This window comes from uncultured Tenacibaculum sp. (genome assembly GCF_947498805.1).
GTDB lineage: Bacteria > Bacteroidota > Bacteroidia > Flavobacteriales > Flavobacteriaceae > Polaribacter.
In genome coordinates, this window is the sequence record NZ_CANMLT010000001.1 from 400,976 (window position 1) to 417,240 (window position 16,265).

Below are 16,265 nucleotides of genomic sequence, written 5' to 3' on the forward strand. Positions count from 1 at the left end.
AGTAAACTTTATAAATAGGAATTTAAAATTTAGAAACGATAATTTTTATTGCTGTGCATAGTAATGATAGTCTTTAATAACAGTATCAATAAATTGCATTGGTTTTTCTTTTGTTTGAATATTGGTGATTTCTAAAATTTTTATGTGAAGCTTTAAAATAACCTTATGATTTCCTTTTGCCTTAGCATCTTTATACAAGTTTTTGATGGTATGAATATCACTATCAGATAGTAAGGTAACTTGTGAATAGGTTGGATTGTAATCATCTTCAACATCTGTAGCAATGGTATCTTTTAAGGTAATTCTTTTCTTTTCTGAAATCACCGTAGTACCAGCTGCAATATCTCCTAAGCGTTGTCCTTTACCATTTAATAAAATAGTTAGTACGGCAACTGCACCACTAGCAAAACCAAAATCGGCAATACGTAACAACCAACGTAATAAGTAGGCACCAAAGGTAGGTTTTGAACCGTCTAATTTTACCACACGAGTTTGGTTAAAGTATTTACCAGGAGTTTGTCCATTCATTAAAACTTCAAAAATTAAACTATAGAAAAAAGCAGGAAGCCCTAGTAAGAGATAAATAGAATAATATTCCATACTAGGTTCTATATCTAGAGCATTCAATACATAAAAAACAATGATATAATACCCAACAACAAATAAGAGATCAATTAAGTAAGAACCTATACGGGTAGTGATATGCGCTGCATTTTGATTAATAGTAATATTCTGTGCAGTTTCTATTTGAAAGTTATCCATGAATTACTTTTTCAATTTTTATGGTTATTTGTTGAAGTTTTTTTAGTTTAGCGAAGATAAAAAAAACTGTGATAAAAGAAGTTTAGCGTTGCTACTATGAGAGAAGCTGCTTTTGTAAAAAAAAATAAAGATAAATGGCAGTTGTTTGAAGATGTTTTACATCAAAAAACAACCATTACGCCCGATAAGTTGTCAGATTTGTATGTTGAAATTACTGACGACCTAAGTTTTGCGAAAACATTTTATCCTCACGGAAATACAGCAGTATACCTAAACTCTCTGGCTTCTTCTGCTCATCAAAAGATTTACAAAACACAAAAAGAAGGTAAAAATAGGTTGCTGACTTTTTTTACTGAAGAGTTTCCGTTGCTATTTTACGGATACCAAAAACAATTACTTATAACCTTTTTAGTATTTGGATTCTTTACATTGGTAGGCGCATTTTCATCGGCAAATGATATTGATTTTGTTCGTTTAATCATGGGAGATGGCTATGTAAACATGACACTTGAAAACATAGAGAAAGGAGATCCGATGGCGGTTTATAAAAAAGCCAATGAGGTAGATATGTTTATAGGAATTACCTTAAACAACATTCGCGTAGCTATGTATGCCTTTCTATTTGGAATTTTATTCTCAGTAGGAACATTATATATCATGATGCAAAACGGAATTATGTTAGGTTCGTTTTTGTATTTCTTTTATGATAAAGACTTACTATGGGAATCTTCTAGAACTATTTGGATTCACGGAACCATAGAAATCTCTGTAATTGTTATTGCAGGATGTGCAGGCTTGGTATTAGGAAACGGAATTTTGTTTCCTAAAACCTATTCGCGATTAGAATCTTTTAAACGAAGTATTAAAGACGGATTGAAAATCATGGTAAGTACCATACCGTTTTTTATTATAGCCGGTTTCTTAGAAGGTTTTGTCACCCGTCATACAGAAATGCCCGATTGGTTAGCCATTCTAATCATATTTGGCTCCTTAGCATTAATTATATTTTACTATATCATATACCCAATAAAAGTTTATAAAAATCAACTACAAAATGACGCAAGAATACATTGAATTTAAAAAAGAGAGAGATTTAGGAGCTATTATAACTGATGCTTTTAAGTTTATCAGGCTAGAAGGGAAGCCGTTTTTTATAACAATAGCTAAAATCTCATGGATACCAATTGCTATTGCAGCAATGGCAATGTTCTATTATATGTATTCTATGTCCGGATTAATGCAACGAATCGATGATATTGGTGCTGGATTTTCAATGATGTCTGCTGTTTTTATATTGATGATCGCCTATTTGGTTGCCTATGTATATATCAATTTAGCAGGAATGTATTATATACAATCGTATATCAATAATAAGGGTAGGGTAGTTTATGAAGAAGTACGAGAGAAAACTCGTGAGAAGTTTTGGTCTTTTGCAGGATTTGGATTTATTGCATGGATTATAGCTGTAGTAAGTATTTTATTATGCTTCTTTCCAGTTCTTTATACCATGACAGCCTTGTCTTTAGGAGCATCAATATTAGTTTTTGAAGATGCTTCAGCTACCGATGCAATTAGTAAATGTTTCAATTTTGTAAACGGACATTTTTGGGAAACATTAGGAGTTATTTTAGTTGTATGGATTCTAGTGACTATTTTGGGGTATATTTTTCAAATTCCAGCATTTATATACCAAATGATGAACGTAGGAATAAGTCTAGAAAGTGATGATCCAACTCAAATGTTTAACACTTTTAAAGACCCTATTTATTTACTATTAAACCTAGTATCAATACTTGGGAACTTAATGTTCTATTCTATTACATTAATCACCAATGTGTTCTTATATTTTGATATCAACGAACAGAAAAACTTAACAGGAACCATTGAAAAAATAGACGGATTAGGTCAGTAAGCATTGAAAGCATTCGCATTTTACATAGCATTATTATTTTCTATTACCCTCTTTGCTCAGAAAGAGAAGGAGGTCGTATATGACACCGATGCAATTGAGCTTAAAAGGTTTGATCCAAAAAAAATCGATGCGTATAAAGAGCAAAAAGAGTTTATTTATACTGTCGAAAAAAGAGAACCTGGAGTTTTAGAAGCGATTTGGGATTGGTTTAAGCGAATGATCAAAAAGCTACTGGGCTATTTGTTTGATGATATTGCTCCAGCTGTAGGAGTGCTACGTTTTATTTTAAGTGCACTTCCTTATGTTATTGCAGGAGTTGTATTGTATTTACTTATAAAGTTCTTTTTAAAGGTGAATGCGAGCAATATAGTAAGCGGTAAGGGTAAATCTCCGATTGTTTCTTTTAGCGAAGAAGAAGCGTTGATTAAAGAAAAAGATTTACCAAAGCTAATTCAAGAAGCCATAGATGTAAAGAATTACCAGTTAGCCATTCGATATTATTATTTGTTGGTGCTGAAAAAACTAGTAGCTAAAGAAACCATTGTTTGGCAACAAGAAAAAACAAATGAAGATTATATAAAAGAGATGCATCAGCAACCTCGCTTGTATGCAGATTTTAAAACAATTACGTATTTGTATGACTATGTGTGGTATGGGAATTTTGAAATTTCAGAAACAGAATATTACACTACCGAAAAGCAGTTCAAAAATTTTATAACTAAAATCAATTAAGCTTGGATAAAAAAGTAAAAATATACATAGCGATATTGGTCTTAGTTGGATTAGGAATTGTATTTCTTGAAGGAAGCAAGCCTAAGCAAATTAATTGGTTTCCTAGTTATGCTGCAAAACATAAGATTCCATACGGAACCTATGTGTTGCGAACAGAACTGAATACATTGTTTCCAGAGAAAATAGAAGATATTCGTTTACAACCTTATTTATTTTTAAAAGATACTACCCATAGAGGAAGCTATCTGTTTATTAATAATTACATCAATATCGGAAAAGAAGAGTTGGATGAATTATTAGAATTTACAGAAAGAGGAAATGATGTTTTTATTGCTTCTAGTGGAATGGATATTGATACCTTACAGGTACATACCAAAGGAGCGTATACTTCGGCTTTTGAAGAAAACACCTATCAGAAATTAGTCAATCCAGCTTTTAGAAACAAAGAGTTTGTTTTTGATAGAGAATTTGGAAAAGATTATTTTACTGAAGTTGATACTTTACAAACTACTGTTTTAGGAGAATTGGTCATTAAAGACGAAAAAGATTCAATTGTAAAAACAGCACCAAACTTTATCAAGGTAAAACACGGAGAAGGAAACTTCTATTTGCATACATTTCCTGAAGCTTTTACAAATTATAACATGTTGTTAGAAGATAACAACGAATATGTTTCTTCGGTACTGTCGTATTTAAATGATGAAGAAACGGTGTATTGGGATGCGTATTATAAAACAGGAAAGAGCAGATTTACCTCTCCAATGCAATATTTACTGAGTACAGACTCTTTAAAATGGGCGTATTATATCGGGTTGATAGGGGTGTTGTTTTTTATTATTTTCAAAGGAAAAAGAAATCAGCGTATTATCCCGGTAATTACTCCGCTTAAAAACCAAACATTGGCATTTACAAGAACCATTGCCAATATGTATTACGAAAAGTCAGAACACAAAAATATAGCACAACATAAAATAGATTATTTCTTAGAGTATATTAGAACACAATACCGTATGTCTACTTTGAATATCAACGAAGATTTTTATACAAACTTGGCAAGTAGGAGTGGTAATACTTTAGAAGATGTCAAAGCCTTGTTTGCCAACATAGCAAGCATTCAGCAAAAAGAACACATAACCAAAGAAGAATTGATAGCTTTAAACAAAGCTATTGAAGCTTTTAAAGCAACATAAATTAGGAATATGAGTACAGAAGAAAATACAGCAGCGAATGAGAACGATCAAGTTTTTTCAAGTAGAATAGACTTATCAGGTTTAAAAGAAGCCGTTTCTAACATAAAAGAACAATTGTCTAAAGTAATTGTTGGACAAGAAGAATTTATAGAGCTATTGTTAGTATCCTTATTGGCAGATGGTCATGTATTGATTGAAGGAGTACCAGGAGTGGCAAAAACAGTCACAGCAAAGTTATTAGCCAAAACCATTGCAACCGATTTTAATCGTATTCAGTTTACGCCAGATTTAATGCCTTCGGATGTATTGGGTACTTCTGTGTTGAATATGAAAACTTCTGATTTTGAATTTAAAAAAGGACCTATCTTTTCTAATTTGGTATTGATTGATGAGATTAACAGAGCGCCAGCAAAAACGCAAGCAGCTTTGTTTGAGGTGATGGAAGAAAAGCAAATTACCATGGACGGGGTGCGCTATGCAATGAATCCACCATTTATGGTATTGGCTACGCAAAACCCTATTGAGCAAGAAGGAACCTATGCCTTACCTGAGGCGCAGTTAGACCGATTTTTATTTAAAATTAATGTTGGTTATCCATCTTTAGAAGAGGAGGTACAAATATTAACCTCTCATAATGCTAGAAAAGGAGCTTTACCACAAGCACAAATTGAAGCAGTATTGACCGAAAGTGAGTTAGTTGATTTTAGAAACAAAGTATTTGATGTATTGGTAGAGGAGAAGATTGTAAAGTACATTGCAGAAATCACCGCAAGCACACGAAATAACAATCACTTGTATTTAGGAGCTTCTCCAAGAGCAAGTATTGCTATATTAATGGCAGCAAAGGCTTTTGCGGCTATTAACGGACGCGATTTTGTAATTCCTGAAGATGTAAAGAAAAGTGTATATCCTGTGTTAAGACATAGAGTAATGCTAACTCCTGAAAGAGAAATGGAAGGAATGACGACTGATAAGGTTATTGAAATTATTGTACAATCTGTAGAAGTACCAAGATAGTGATCCAATTTTTTAAATCGTTATACCTACACAATCGATTCTTTGTATACATTGCAATCATCTCCGCAGTATTTTTACTGTCGTTTTGGTTTGCTCCATTGTATGGTTTGGCATGGATGCTAGTATGGTTATTGTCCATTGCTTTTATCATTGATTTGGTGATCTTATTTCGATTTAAAAACGGAATCAAAGGAAGCAGAATGGTGAGCGAAAAGCTTTCAAATTCTGATGCCAATGAAATTCATGTACAATTAGAAAACAACTATCCCTTTGATGTTACTACTAGGGTAATTGATGAACTTCCTTTTCAGTTTCAAAAAAGAGACTTTAACGTTCAACAAAATATAAAATCATATGATAAAGCTACCTTTAACTATACGGTACGACCGGTAGAAAGAGGAGAATATCAATTTGGTAAGTTAAATGTGTACACTTCTTCTATTTTAAGAGTGGTAGGAAGAAGATATACCTTTTCAGAAGAAGAAAATGTAAAGGTATATCCGTCATATGTTCAAATGAAAAAATATGAATTTATGGCAATGAACAATAAGCTGACCGAATTTGGATTGAAAAAGATTCGTAGAATAGGGCATACTATGGAATTTGAGCAAATCAAAAATTATATTCCTGGTGACGATGTCCGTACCATTAACTGGAAAGCTACTGCAAAAAGAGCAGAATTAATGGTGAACCAGTACCAAGATGAAAAATCACAGCCTATTTATTCAATTATCGATTTAGGAAGGGTAATGAAAATGCCTTTTGAAGAATTGAAATTGTTAGACTATGCCATTAACTCTACCTTGGCATTTTCTAATATAGCCTTATTGAAAAACGACAAAGCAGGAATGATCACTTTTGCCAAGAAAGTAGAAAAGATAGTACCTGCCAGTAATAAGAAAACCAACTTACATCTCTTAAATGAAGAGTTGTATCATACCAATACCAACTTCTCAGATTCTAGTTTTGCCTTGTTAAATGCTACGGTGAAACGAAAAATAAACCAACGAAGTCTATTGCTCTTATATACCAATTTTGAACATATCTCTGCTTTAAAAAGGCAGCTACCTTATTTAAAATCTATTGCCAAAAAACACTTATTGGTAACCATATTTTTTGAAAATACAGAGTTGGACAATCTTATCTCGGAAAAAGCAGAAGACTTACAAGAAGTTTACCATAAAACCATTGCTGAAAAATATGCCTATGAAAAGCGTTTAATGGTAAAAGAGCTAGAGAAAAATGGATTAAATGCCATCTTAACCAAACCACAATACTTGTCGGTAAACGTAATTAACAAATACTTAGAGTTTAAGGCAAAGGGGATGATTTAAAAAGGTTTCTAGAAGAGGAAGAATCTTTTTATGTCCAATTTTACTCAAATTAATTAACACTAAGGAAAAAACTTACTTTCCATACGGTTTCCCGTAAGGGTAACTTATTGCTTTTATTTAGTTTTAGAAAATTAAAAAATAAGTGTAAAAAAATATGCACATAGCCAACCAAATTAGGAAGTATACACGAATAATAGTTGCATATGTATACGAGTTGGCAATAATTAAAACCAAATGCAGAACAAAATTGAACAAACGAAATTGAATGCTATTTCAGCTAAGATTTTACATCGAAAAGGAAAAAATAAATATGAAAACCTGAATAAGACTTTTTTAGTTCTGACTTTAATCGTTCCATTATTCTTCATAATTGCACAGTACGTGTCAAAATCTACCGAATACGAGTCTTTAATGAATTACATAAGCTTTGGACTATCATTAATACTTATTGGAATTTCAATTTGGTCTTTGATTATTAAAGTAAATGACAAGATTACCCTTCATAAAATTGGAATGAAAAACAACATTTTCATTGCAAATGAATGCGACCGAATTGCAGAACTTCCAGAGAATGAACAAAAATGGTTCTTTCGTTATGTTACAGAAATTGACAATAGTGATACGGATATTTTTGCTGGTATATCTAATGAAATAAAGAAAGAAACATACCGAGAAGCATTAAAGGAAATTGAACCTGGTAATCATAGGATAAAATGTCCATTGTGTAATTCTTCACCTTGGAAATTTAAAAAAGGAAATTGTGAACTTTGTGGAAACACGGAAACTAAATAAAATATGGTAGAAAAATTTAAACTTTGGTATAATGCCTTAAATGAGAATGAAAAGAAAGAAATAATACAGTATATTCTCAATAATAATATTCAATCTACTAATGAAGGATATTTTACAGGTCCGAGTACAAATATAGAAAAAGGACTATTTACTGGACCTACAAGCTCAAGCCAAAAATGCAGACTTTGTGGAAAATAGCTATTGTTAACTACAGTTCTAAACCGAAAATTAATAACTTTAAATCCGTAACTGACGGTTATACGAGATCGTTCGCTACAATTTGAACAAACCTATGAACTACTATCAAATTTCAGAACATATAAAAGAGGAATATTTGAATCCTTTAGAAAGTTTCGAGATTAAAAATCTACAAGACATAAGAGACTTTCACGAAAAATTAATCCAAGTTAGAGTTGATTTAAGATTCAAAGTCGGAATTGATGTTATGCCGCATTACAGAGGCGAACAGAATTATGGATGGGACATATTACCTGGTATTTTCAGACCACCTTTTTCAAATGAAATTGATTTAAGTCAAGCTCGGAAAATAGAAAAAAACGGAGCTAAAATCTTTAAACAGAAAGTAATTGAGAAATATGGATCAAAACATTTATTTAAACATAGTAAAGAACCTTATGGCGAAATTTGGGACTTATTATTTCAAGCACAACACGCTGGAGTGAAAACGAACTTAATTGATTTATCAACTTCGAGTGTTATGTCTTCATTCTTTATGTGTGAGCCTTCTGAAAAACACGAAAAATCTGACGGACAACTCTGGGGGTTACTTGTACCATCTGAATTTATTTTTAATGAAACTTCTGACTATGAGAAAACTCTTTTTCCATTACAAAACCCATATAGTTTAGACAAATCGTTTGTTTGTAACGTTCCCACATACATCGATGATATTGACGAAAGAACTTATCAATTTAGATTATTTAGACAACACGGTAGACTTTTTGTTTCATCCGATTCTGATATTGATGTTCCATTAAATAAAAAGGAATTTTGGAAAAATATGATGTTTCGAGTAAAAGTACCTGCCGAAGCTAAAAAGACAATATTCAAAGAATTACAAGAAGTCGGAATTAACCGAGAAAAATTAATGCTTGTAGAGAGTGAAGATGCTGATAAAATGATTTCGGAAATAAATAACGAAATGAAAAAACTGTAGCGAATAATGGCTATAATTTGAAAAATGATCGACGAAGAATACTTAAGTCAAATATCAAAAGTTGAAATCTATTGTGAAATCCTACTTGGAATTTTGAGATATACGAATGTTAAAACATATCCCACAGAAGAAGAGCAAGTAAAGCAACTAACTAAAAAGCTAAAATTTCAGAATTTATATGATTTCGATTTGTTTAGAGCTTGTATTGATCAAATGGAAGACGCTCAATATGCAATTAATGAATTTGCAGAGAATGGCTTATATATAAGCGAAAAGAGACAAGGAGAAATGTATTTAAGGCTCTATGGAGTTTTAAATGCTTGTTATTTACAAGTTGGAGTGATAACGGATTTAATAAGGTTGTTCAACTTCCAAAATCAAAAAGAAATTAGAGAGGAATTGAAAAAGCTAAACGCAATTGAATTAAGAAATAAAATAGCTTCTCACACAACAAGTTACATTGATGAAAACAATAATTTTCATTATTATAAAGTAGCTCAATCATCATTGGACAAAAAAGCAAATGGAATACTTATAGTCAGAAAAAACGAAGAAGCTGATTATATTAATTTGCTCGACTACATTAGCGAATTTACAAAGACAATGGAATTATATTTAGGGCAAATAATTGACAAGGAATTATATTCAAGAACTTTTAGAAAAGAAGCTTTTGAATGGATGAAATTTAGACATGATTTCATAAAAAAGAGTAGCTAACAATGTGTATAATTCATTCACTAGTTAGAGCCTACTTACGAATGTCCTCGCAGACTTTCTATCTGTGATTTATCTGCTAACTTAAGTGCTTAAACACGCAACGAAATTATACACTAGACCGTTAGTATTAATTAAAAAAGATATGAATAAAACTATAATTGCTGTTTCTGGAAAATCCAATCATGGGAAATCAGAGACTATAAAAAATGTTTGTAGACTAATTTTAGATCTATACCCTAATGCAAAACCTTCAATTTCAAATATTAATTATAATGGAGATATTTTTCTTACAATTATTATTGGTAAAATAAAGATTGGTTTTGAAAGTCAAGGAGACCCAAATAGTAGAATGATTTATGACAATACAATTGAAAAATTAGCGATTGAAGAATGTGATATAATTATTTGCGCTACGCGAACAAACGGAATGACAGTAAAAAAAGTTGACGAAGTTGCAAACAAATATGATTACCATACTCTTTGGATTAGCAGTTTTTGGTCACCATCTCTAAACCACACAGTTTTAAACAGGTTTGGAGCAGAAAATATTATTAATATAATTAAAGGACTAATTACAGAACAATTATAATTGGGATTAAAATAGATATTGTGTACATTGTAGTTTCTGTACTTGGAACATTTTTAAGTACTCTACATGAATTAAAATAATACACAAAATTGTTGTGGATAGTATTAAAAACTATGAAAATCGGATTTGGATTTGACAAATATCCTGAAGAATATGACTGGATAGCGACTTTTGATGAGATAAATGGAATTGAAGGAGAGAATATAATTCAGTATTCGCAAGATGGGAATCCTATTAATCTATGTGAGCTTACATTATATAAATGTAATTTAGAAGAAAAAGAATTTGTTGAGAAATTCAATAAAGAAAGTGAATTATACGACCGATCGGGATACTTATATGTATTATCGTCAGAAGATAAGATAGTTACCTCAGATTTTATATCAGATATTAAAATAGAAAAGTTATTTAAGGATAATTTTAATAGCTTAAATGTTGTAATGAGAGGTTGGTTGTTAGAATCTAGTAAGGGTTCTTATGAAATAACTAAGCGGCGTCTTACTTCCGGTATCAAGAAATATGGTGAATGGAAAGACTTACCTACTGAAAAAGTTCAAGGCTGGTTGGAATCAGCTTTAAGACTAGGTACCTACGGTGAAGATGTGTCTAATAAGTTTGTAACTATCAATAGTAATAATATTGACTCTGAAGATAAATTCTATTGTGCATTAGGCGAAGCTGTTAATGGAATTGGAGGTTATTTTGGAAGAGGTTTAGGAGCTCTTGACGATTGTTTTAATGGTGGGTTTGGTATAAAAGGTAATTTTACCTTGGAATGGCTAAATCATGAAATTTACAAACAGAAATTCCATGAACATTTTAAAGGGATTTTAGAGGTTTTTTCTGATAATAATAAAAATATAATTTTAAAGTAAAAGAATATATAACAAAACGTAAATAGTATTAAAAGGTAACTTAAGCAAAACGTTACTATGACTAATAACGTTTTCTAGCCAACTTCTAAAAATTAGATAGAATCTTTAACTCAACGTAACAAACTCCAATTATCAGCGACAGATAGTATAAATAGCATAAGCAATGAACATCAACGATACTACCAAACTATTCAAAAACTTACTATCTCAAACTCATAAGAAATCAGAAAGAAGAATTTATAACTACTTTATTCAAATATAAGCTTCTTTAGAAAAGAAAGAACTAACGAATGAGCAAATAGATCGTATTAATGATAAGCTGACTTCTTTAAACTTAAAAGAAATAAGAGCCAATAGAAGGAAGTTGTACAGTCTGCGATTGAATGAATTTAAAACCTTTTTAAAGGACGAGTTTTCTTTTACTACTGAAAAGCACTACGCAGGAATTTACATGGCATATGGAATGGTGTTTGGCTCAGGAATAGGAGTGTCGTTCGGTACAGCAATCAGCTCTGCTTTGGGAATAAGTTTAGGAATGTCTCTCGGAACAGGTATAGGAATGCTGTTTGGAATGCTTTATGGAGCACAAAAGGATGCCGAAGCCAAAAGACTAGGAAGAGTGGTCTAATAGTTTTGAATACAACCAATGTTGCTTGTTGGCATTTAGCTATTCGTTTTCAGCCCAAGGATTGTATGAACCAAAGTTCCAGATATAACCTTCGTTATCTTTGCATGTATAGCCTCGTCCGCCATAAGCTTCATCTTTAATGTCAATAAGAATTTTTGCTCCCGCAGCAACCGCTCTTTTATAATGTTCATCAATTTGTTCTACGATAATATAAGGAGCTTGCGTATTATTTCCATGAAGATCTTCGGGGGTTTTTACTAGTTTTCCATATTCGTTTTCGTTTTCAGAACTTAACATAATCATAGCATTACCATAGGTAAGTTGTGCGTGTGCAATGGTATTATTGTCTCCTTCAACGACAAGATGTTTTTCAAATCCGAATGCATTGCATAACCAGTCAATTGCGATACGCGCTTTTTTGTAGTGCATGGTTGGGATAATACACCCTTTATGTTCTTTCATAATGATACGATTGATGTCTACCGTTCAAGTTACAAAAAAGTGAGCAGAGTCAGTGCAAGATATTTGATTAGCACTAACTCCGCTTTGTGTTATCTTTTATGTAATTCCTTTAAAAAGCGCTGTTCTTTGATAGTACTCTTGATAATAATAGCAATAACGATACTCAATGAAACAATACCTGAAATTATAATATAGGTATAGAATCCTTCAGAAAAATACGATTTGAAGTAAGGCAAGAGTAAATAAAAACCAAGGATGTAAACTGCAATACAGATGGGTGTAATGATATAATTGATGAATAATCGCGTTTTATAATACTTTTTAAGATAGCTTCGATATGATTTCTGAGTCATAGAAACCAGTTGTTTCTCTTTTCGATATAATGTATAGAACTCTAAAATAATTCGTAATGTAAGACTCGAAATCATTAAAGTTAACCCTAGATTAAAGCTATTCCATTGATTGAAGGCATAATAAAAAGTATACGCAATTAATATGAGTACCGTTAACAGCATAACAGTAATGCTGATATATTGACTATTACGTTGTTTTTTTGCTTTTGTAATTAGGTCTTTGGGATTAAAATTTGGACTGTCAACAGCCTGCGTTTCCCATAATTTATTTAAGTGATCATTTTCCATTTTTAATGCATTTTAAAAGTGATTTTCGAATACGACTTAAGCGTGTTCGTAATGTGCCATGTGCCAAACCAACCGTATCTGCAATCGTAGCTTGAGGAGTGTTCTCCAATTCTAATAAGATCAAGGTTCTATTTTGATCGTTGAGTTGATCGATACACTGATACATTTTTTTGATGTTTTTTTCATTGTCAGTAATATCATCGTTCGTATTACTTGACAAAATCTCTTCGTTTATAGCGATACTTTTGTTGGATTTACGTAAATCTCCCAAACATACATTTACTGCAATTCTATAAATCCAAGTATCAATAGAAGACTTATTATTAAATGATTTTCGATATTTCCAAACCTTTATAAAAGTCTCTTGAAGCCATTCGTTGGCAAGTTCATTGTTACCAGATGCATAGCCTAAACATAATTTATGAACTTTAGAAGCACATGTGTTATAGACTTCAGTAAATTCCTGTTCTGTATTCATTATTTTGATGATAAAATCAGTTGTATTTGTTCTAAGAACCAATCTGGTTTGTCGAACATTATAAAATGCGCACTGTCTTCTGCTATGATAAAATTATAATCTTTCAAATTTGCATATTGATTTTTATAAGTTTTACTCGCCATTTCTTTACCATAGGGTTGTGCTGCTGCAATAATAGTAACTGGAATTGAAATATGCTTTAAATCTTCCCTAAGATCTAATTTAAGATAATCGGTATACCCATAAACATAGGTTTTTCGGTCAGAGGTTAGAATCCAATCCTTAACTCTTTTTTGCCCTGACTCTTTCAGACTCATTCCTTTCGACATTGCAGTAGCAGTTTGCTCAAAAGTGGTAGCATCCATGGCTAATTGTCTGTTATTATAAGGATTTTCATACACCAAATTGTCCGGATTAAAATTAGGAATCATTAAAGCTCCTGAAGCTGGTAGCGCATCAATAAGTATGATTTCTGATAATTTTAAATCCTTTTGTGCAGCAAGCCAGGTAGCAATGGTTCCACCCAAACTATGTCCAATTACGGTAGCGTTTTGTAAATCGTTTTTTAGAATATAATCTTTTAAAGACTCATTAACCTTAGGTAACCAAGGAAACTCTATTGGGGCTTTTCCTCCAAAACCAGCTAAAGTGATTATATGACATTCGTAGTTCTGTTCTAATTTTTGTACAAGCGGATTCCAAACATCGCCAGGAACCGTAAAACCAGGAATTAATACAATTGGTTTACCTTTTCCTGTAACCTCTACATGGATAGGTTGATTTTTATTCTTTGAATAAGTAGTTAAAGAAAAGGCAAATAAGACTACTAATAAGATAACATTTTTCATTGTTTTAAGTTTTAATTTTCCTTTAGATGCGGAAATCAAAAAATGTTACATTTTATTTTTAAAAAATATGAAAATAGCCAGTTTATATGCTAGGATAGGGTGATAATGTGTTGTTTATTAGTTTTTTACTAATAAAAAAAACTTGTCTGAAAAGTTAATTGGCAGATAACGTTTTTTAGAAAAAAATAAAGGTCATTTTACAAATGGCAACTTAAATATGGATGACTTTCTATTTCATTCCAAAAAACAACTTTTCAAACAAGTTTAGAATATTGTTAGTTTTCTTACTTTTTTCTAAACCAGTAAGCAGTTCTTCCTAATAAAGAGAATCCAATATATCCTCTAATTTTTAGTTTGTTTGCTTCCTCTAGTTTAATAAAGCACTTGTATTTTTTACCATTTTTAGGATCTAAAATCTTTCCACCATTCCATTCTTCACCATCCTTTTTAAGACCAGTTAAAATGTTCATTCCTAAAATAGGCTTGTTTTTATTTTTTCCAGTACATTTATCACATACAGCATCCTGTCTGTTTGCATCGGTAATTTCAATAATCTTAGCATAGGCTTTACCATCTTTTTGGTACACTTCAATTACGCTATCAACCTTACCAGTTTCCTCGTCTCTATTTTCCCATTTTCCAAAAATAGTCTGTGCATTCACACTAAAACTAAGCATTAGAACTAAAAAAAATAAACTATTTTTCTTCATAATAAGAGGTTTTATAAATTAATCATATTGAGCATCAAAATTGTCCTTCCATTTCCCTTGTACACGCATTACTTGTTCTATAATATCACGAGCACAACCATTACCACCGGTTTTATCAGAAATATATTTAGAAGCTTGTAACACCTCTCTTACTCCGTCATTTGGGGCGCAAGGCATACCTACGCGCTGCATTACAGGTAAATCAGGAATATCATCACCCATATACATAACGTTCTCTGGCGCTAAATTGTATTTGGCAACCAATTCATTGTATTGTACCGTCTTATTATGAGCCCCTAAATAAATATCAGTAATTCCCAAATTAGCCAAACGAGTACGTACACCCTCATTCTTTCCTCCAGAAATAATACACACTCTATAACCCGCTTTTACCGCAGCTTTTAAAGCATATCCATCTTTAATATTCATTTGGCGAACCAATTCCCCGTTAGGGAAAACAGTAACAATACCGTTGGTTAACACACCGTCTACATCAAAAATAAAGGTATCTATTTGAGGTAGTAATTCTTTATAACTTTTCTCCATTGTTTTGGATTGATTTAGTAATAAGTTGATATATCTTTTGTTGATGCTCATCTAGTAACCCTAAATGATTATCAATCGTTTTTTTGTCATTTCTCTTTGCTGGTCCCGTTTGTGCCTCTTCAGGGCTTAAGGCTGTTATTTTTTGAGCCGTTTCCTGAATTAAAGGAGCCAAGACTTCAAAAGGAACTTCATACTGATTGCAAATATCGTTCCCAATTTTATACATATGATTCGTAAAATTATTTACAAAAACCGCCGCTACATGCAAACACTTACGTTGCTCAGAATTGATGGCATAGCTATTCTTTCCAATAGAAGAAGCCAATTGCTCCAACAAAGCATAATCTTCTTCATGAGATGTTTCTAAACAAAAAGGAATCGAAGTAAAATCAACCTCTTTTTCCTTAGAAAAACTTTGAAGCGGATAAAACACACCAGAACGAGCATGTTTTTGAAGCGCATCTAACGATACAGAACCCGAAGTATGCACTACCAATTTATTCTTGGTAACCAGTTCAGCAGACACTTTTACAACTGCATCATCAGAAACAGAGATGATGTATACATCAGCATCGTTTAATAACTCTAAAGAATTGGTAATAGAAGTTAGCTGTTTAAAAGCATCAATTTGAGCTATGGTGCGTGCATAGATTTGTACCAATTGAACACCAGAAGCCTTTAAAAAAGCTTTGGCCAAATGTGTAGCAACATTACCTCCTCCAAGAATACAAACACGAATCATAGAAGCGAAGATATAGATATTTTTATGGAAGAGAAATCACTTAAAAATATTTTTTGCATATTTGTAGTATTATGATTGTTTAAGTTTTTACTTCAGACTTGTCGTATATAACA

Annotated in this window: 21 protein-coding genes; 13 read left to right on the forward strand and 8 right to left on the reverse strand. The window is 31.9% G+C overall.

Annotation, left to right across the window (positions count from 1 at the left end; translation table 11 throughout):
• Positions 1-45: 45 nt before the first annotated feature.
• A complete protein-coding gene (locus Q0873_RS02035) occupies positions 46-762 on the reverse strand; it encodes an RDD family protein (protein ID WP_299104078.1) in 717 nt (238 codons plus the stop codon).
• A 96-nt stretch (positions 763-858) separates the two neighbouring features.
• Here Q0873_RS02035 and Q0873_RS02040 point away from each other — a divergent pair, with 96 nt between their 5' ends.
• From Q0873_RS02040 to Q0873_RS02100, 13 genes are all read left to right on the forward strand, one after another.
• Entirely contained in the window at positions 859-1,836 is a 978-nt protein-coding gene (locus Q0873_RS02040) for a stage II sporulation protein M (RefSeq protein WP_299104079.1), read from the forward strand.
• On the forward strand, positions 1,817-2,674 hold the full coding sequence (locus tag Q0873_RS02045) for a hypothetical protein (protein ID WP_299104080.1): 858 nt from the start codon (positions 1,817-1,819) through the stop codon (positions 2,672-2,674). Before Q0873_RS02040 ends, Q0873_RS02045 begins: the two co-directional genes overlap by 20 nt.
• Positions 2,675-2,677: 3 nt before the next feature.
• On the forward strand, positions 2,678-3,406 hold the full coding sequence (locus tag Q0873_RS02050) for a DUF4129 domain-containing protein (RefSeq protein ID WP_299104081.1): 729 nt from the start codon (positions 2,678-2,680) through the stop codon (positions 3,404-3,406).
• 2 nt (positions 3,407-3,408) lie between these two features.
• On the forward strand, positions 3,409-4,596 hold the full coding sequence (locus Q0873_RS02055; protein WP_299104082.1) for a DUF4350 domain-containing protein: 1,188 nt from the start codon (positions 3,409-3,411) through the stop codon (positions 4,594-4,596).
• 9 nt (positions 4,597-4,605) lie between these two features.
• Positions 4,606-5,613 (forward strand): MoxR family ATPase, encoded by a 1,008-nt coding sequence (locus tag Q0873_RS02060; RefSeq protein ID WP_299104083.1) that lies wholly within the window; start codon positions 4,606-4,608, stop codon positions 5,611-5,613.
• Between the two features lie 2 nt (positions 5,614-5,615).
• Entirely contained in the window at positions 5,616-6,947 is a 1,332-nt protein-coding gene (locus Q0873_RS02065; RefSeq protein WP_299104330.1) for a DUF58 domain-containing protein, read from the forward strand.
• Positions 6,948-7,181: 234 nt separating this feature from the next.
• The gene (locus Q0873_RS02070) at positions 7,182-7,739 is read left to right on the forward strand and encodes a mobilome CxxCx(11)CxxC protein (RefSeq protein ID WP_299104084.1); all 558 of its coding nucleotides are present in this window, start codon (positions 7,182-7,184) and stop codon (positions 7,737-7,739) included.
• 3 nt (positions 7,740-7,742) lie between these two features.
• A complete protein-coding gene (locus Q0873_RS02075; RefSeq protein WP_299104085.1) occupies positions 7,743-7,937 on the forward strand; it encodes a hypothetical protein in 195 nt (64 codons plus the stop codon).
• Between the two features lie 94 nt (positions 7,938-8,031).
• Entirely contained in the window at positions 8,032-8,916 is an 885-nt protein-coding gene (locus Q0873_RS02080; RefSeq protein ID WP_299104086.1) for an FRG domain-containing protein, read from the forward strand.
• 24 nt (positions 8,917-8,940) lie between these two features.
• Positions 8,941-9,633 carry a hypothetical protein gene (locus Q0873_RS02085; RefSeq protein ID WP_299104087.1) on the forward strand — a complete coding sequence of 231 codons (693 nt, stop codon included), beginning with the start codon at positions 8,941-8,943 and terminating at the stop codon, positions 9,631-9,633.
• Positions 9,634-9,775: 142 nt separating this feature from the next.
• Positions 9,776-10,222 carry a hypothetical protein gene (locus Q0873_RS02090; RefSeq protein ID WP_299104088.1) on the forward strand — a complete coding sequence of 149 codons (447 nt, stop codon included), beginning with the start codon at positions 9,776-9,778 and terminating at the stop codon, positions 10,220-10,222.
• A 113-nt stretch (positions 10,223-10,335) separates the two neighbouring features.
• Positions 10,336-11,097, forward strand: coding sequence for a barstar family protein (locus Q0873_RS02095; RefSeq protein WP_299104089.1), 762 nt, complete (start codon positions 10,336-10,338; stop codon positions 11,095-11,097).
• 364 nt (positions 11,098-11,461) lie between these two features.
• Positions 11,462-11,725, forward strand: a complete 264-nt coding sequence (locus Q0873_RS02100) for a hypothetical protein (RefSeq protein ID WP_299104090.1) — start codon at positions 11,462-11,464, stop codon at positions 11,723-11,725.
• Positions 11,726-11,764: 39 nt separating this feature from the next.
• Here Q0873_RS02100 and Q0873_RS02105 read toward each other — a convergent pair whose 3' ends face one another.
• The 7 genes from Q0873_RS02105 to Q0873_RS02135 form a co-directional block, all read right to left on the reverse strand.
• Entirely contained in the window at positions 11,765-12,187 is a 423-nt protein-coding gene (locus Q0873_RS02105; RefSeq protein ID WP_299104092.1) for a VOC family protein, read from the reverse strand.
• Between the two features lie 89 nt (positions 12,188-12,276).
• Entirely contained in the window at positions 12,277-12,828 is a 552-nt protein-coding gene (locus Q0873_RS02110) for a hypothetical protein (RefSeq protein ID WP_299104094.1), read from the reverse strand.
• Positions 12,818-13,306, reverse strand: coding sequence for a sigma-70 family RNA polymerase sigma factor (locus Q0873_RS02115; RefSeq protein ID WP_299104095.1), 489 nt, complete (start codon positions 13,304-13,306; stop codon positions 12,818-12,820). The genes Q0873_RS02110 and Q0873_RS02115 overlap by 11 nt, the downstream gene beginning before the upstream one ends.
• The gene (locus tag Q0873_RS02120) at positions 13,306-14,154 is read right to left on the reverse strand and encodes an alpha/beta hydrolase (protein WP_299104096.1); all 849 of its coding nucleotides are present in this window, start codon (positions 14,152-14,154) and stop codon (positions 13,306-13,308) included. The genes Q0873_RS02115 and Q0873_RS02120 overlap by 1 nt, the downstream gene beginning before the upstream one ends.
• A 284-nt stretch (positions 14,155-14,438) precedes the next feature.
• Positions 14,439-14,864: a DUF2147 domain-containing protein gene (locus tag Q0873_RS02125; RefSeq protein WP_299104097.1), complete on the reverse strand. Its 426-nt coding sequence runs from the start codon at positions 14,862-14,864 to the stop codon at positions 14,439-14,441.
• 18 nt (positions 14,865-14,882) lie between these two features.
• Entirely contained in the window at positions 14,883-15,410 is a 528-nt protein-coding gene (locus Q0873_RS02130; protein WP_299104098.1) for an HAD-IIIA family hydrolase, read from the reverse strand.
• Positions 15,394-16,152, reverse strand: coding sequence for a Rossmann-like and DUF2520 domain-containing protein (locus Q0873_RS02135; RefSeq protein WP_299104099.1), 759 nt, complete (start codon positions 16,150-16,152; stop codon positions 15,394-15,396). The genes Q0873_RS02130 and Q0873_RS02135 overlap by 17 nt, the downstream gene beginning before the upstream one ends.
• Positions 16,153-16,265 lie beyond the last annotated feature (113 nt).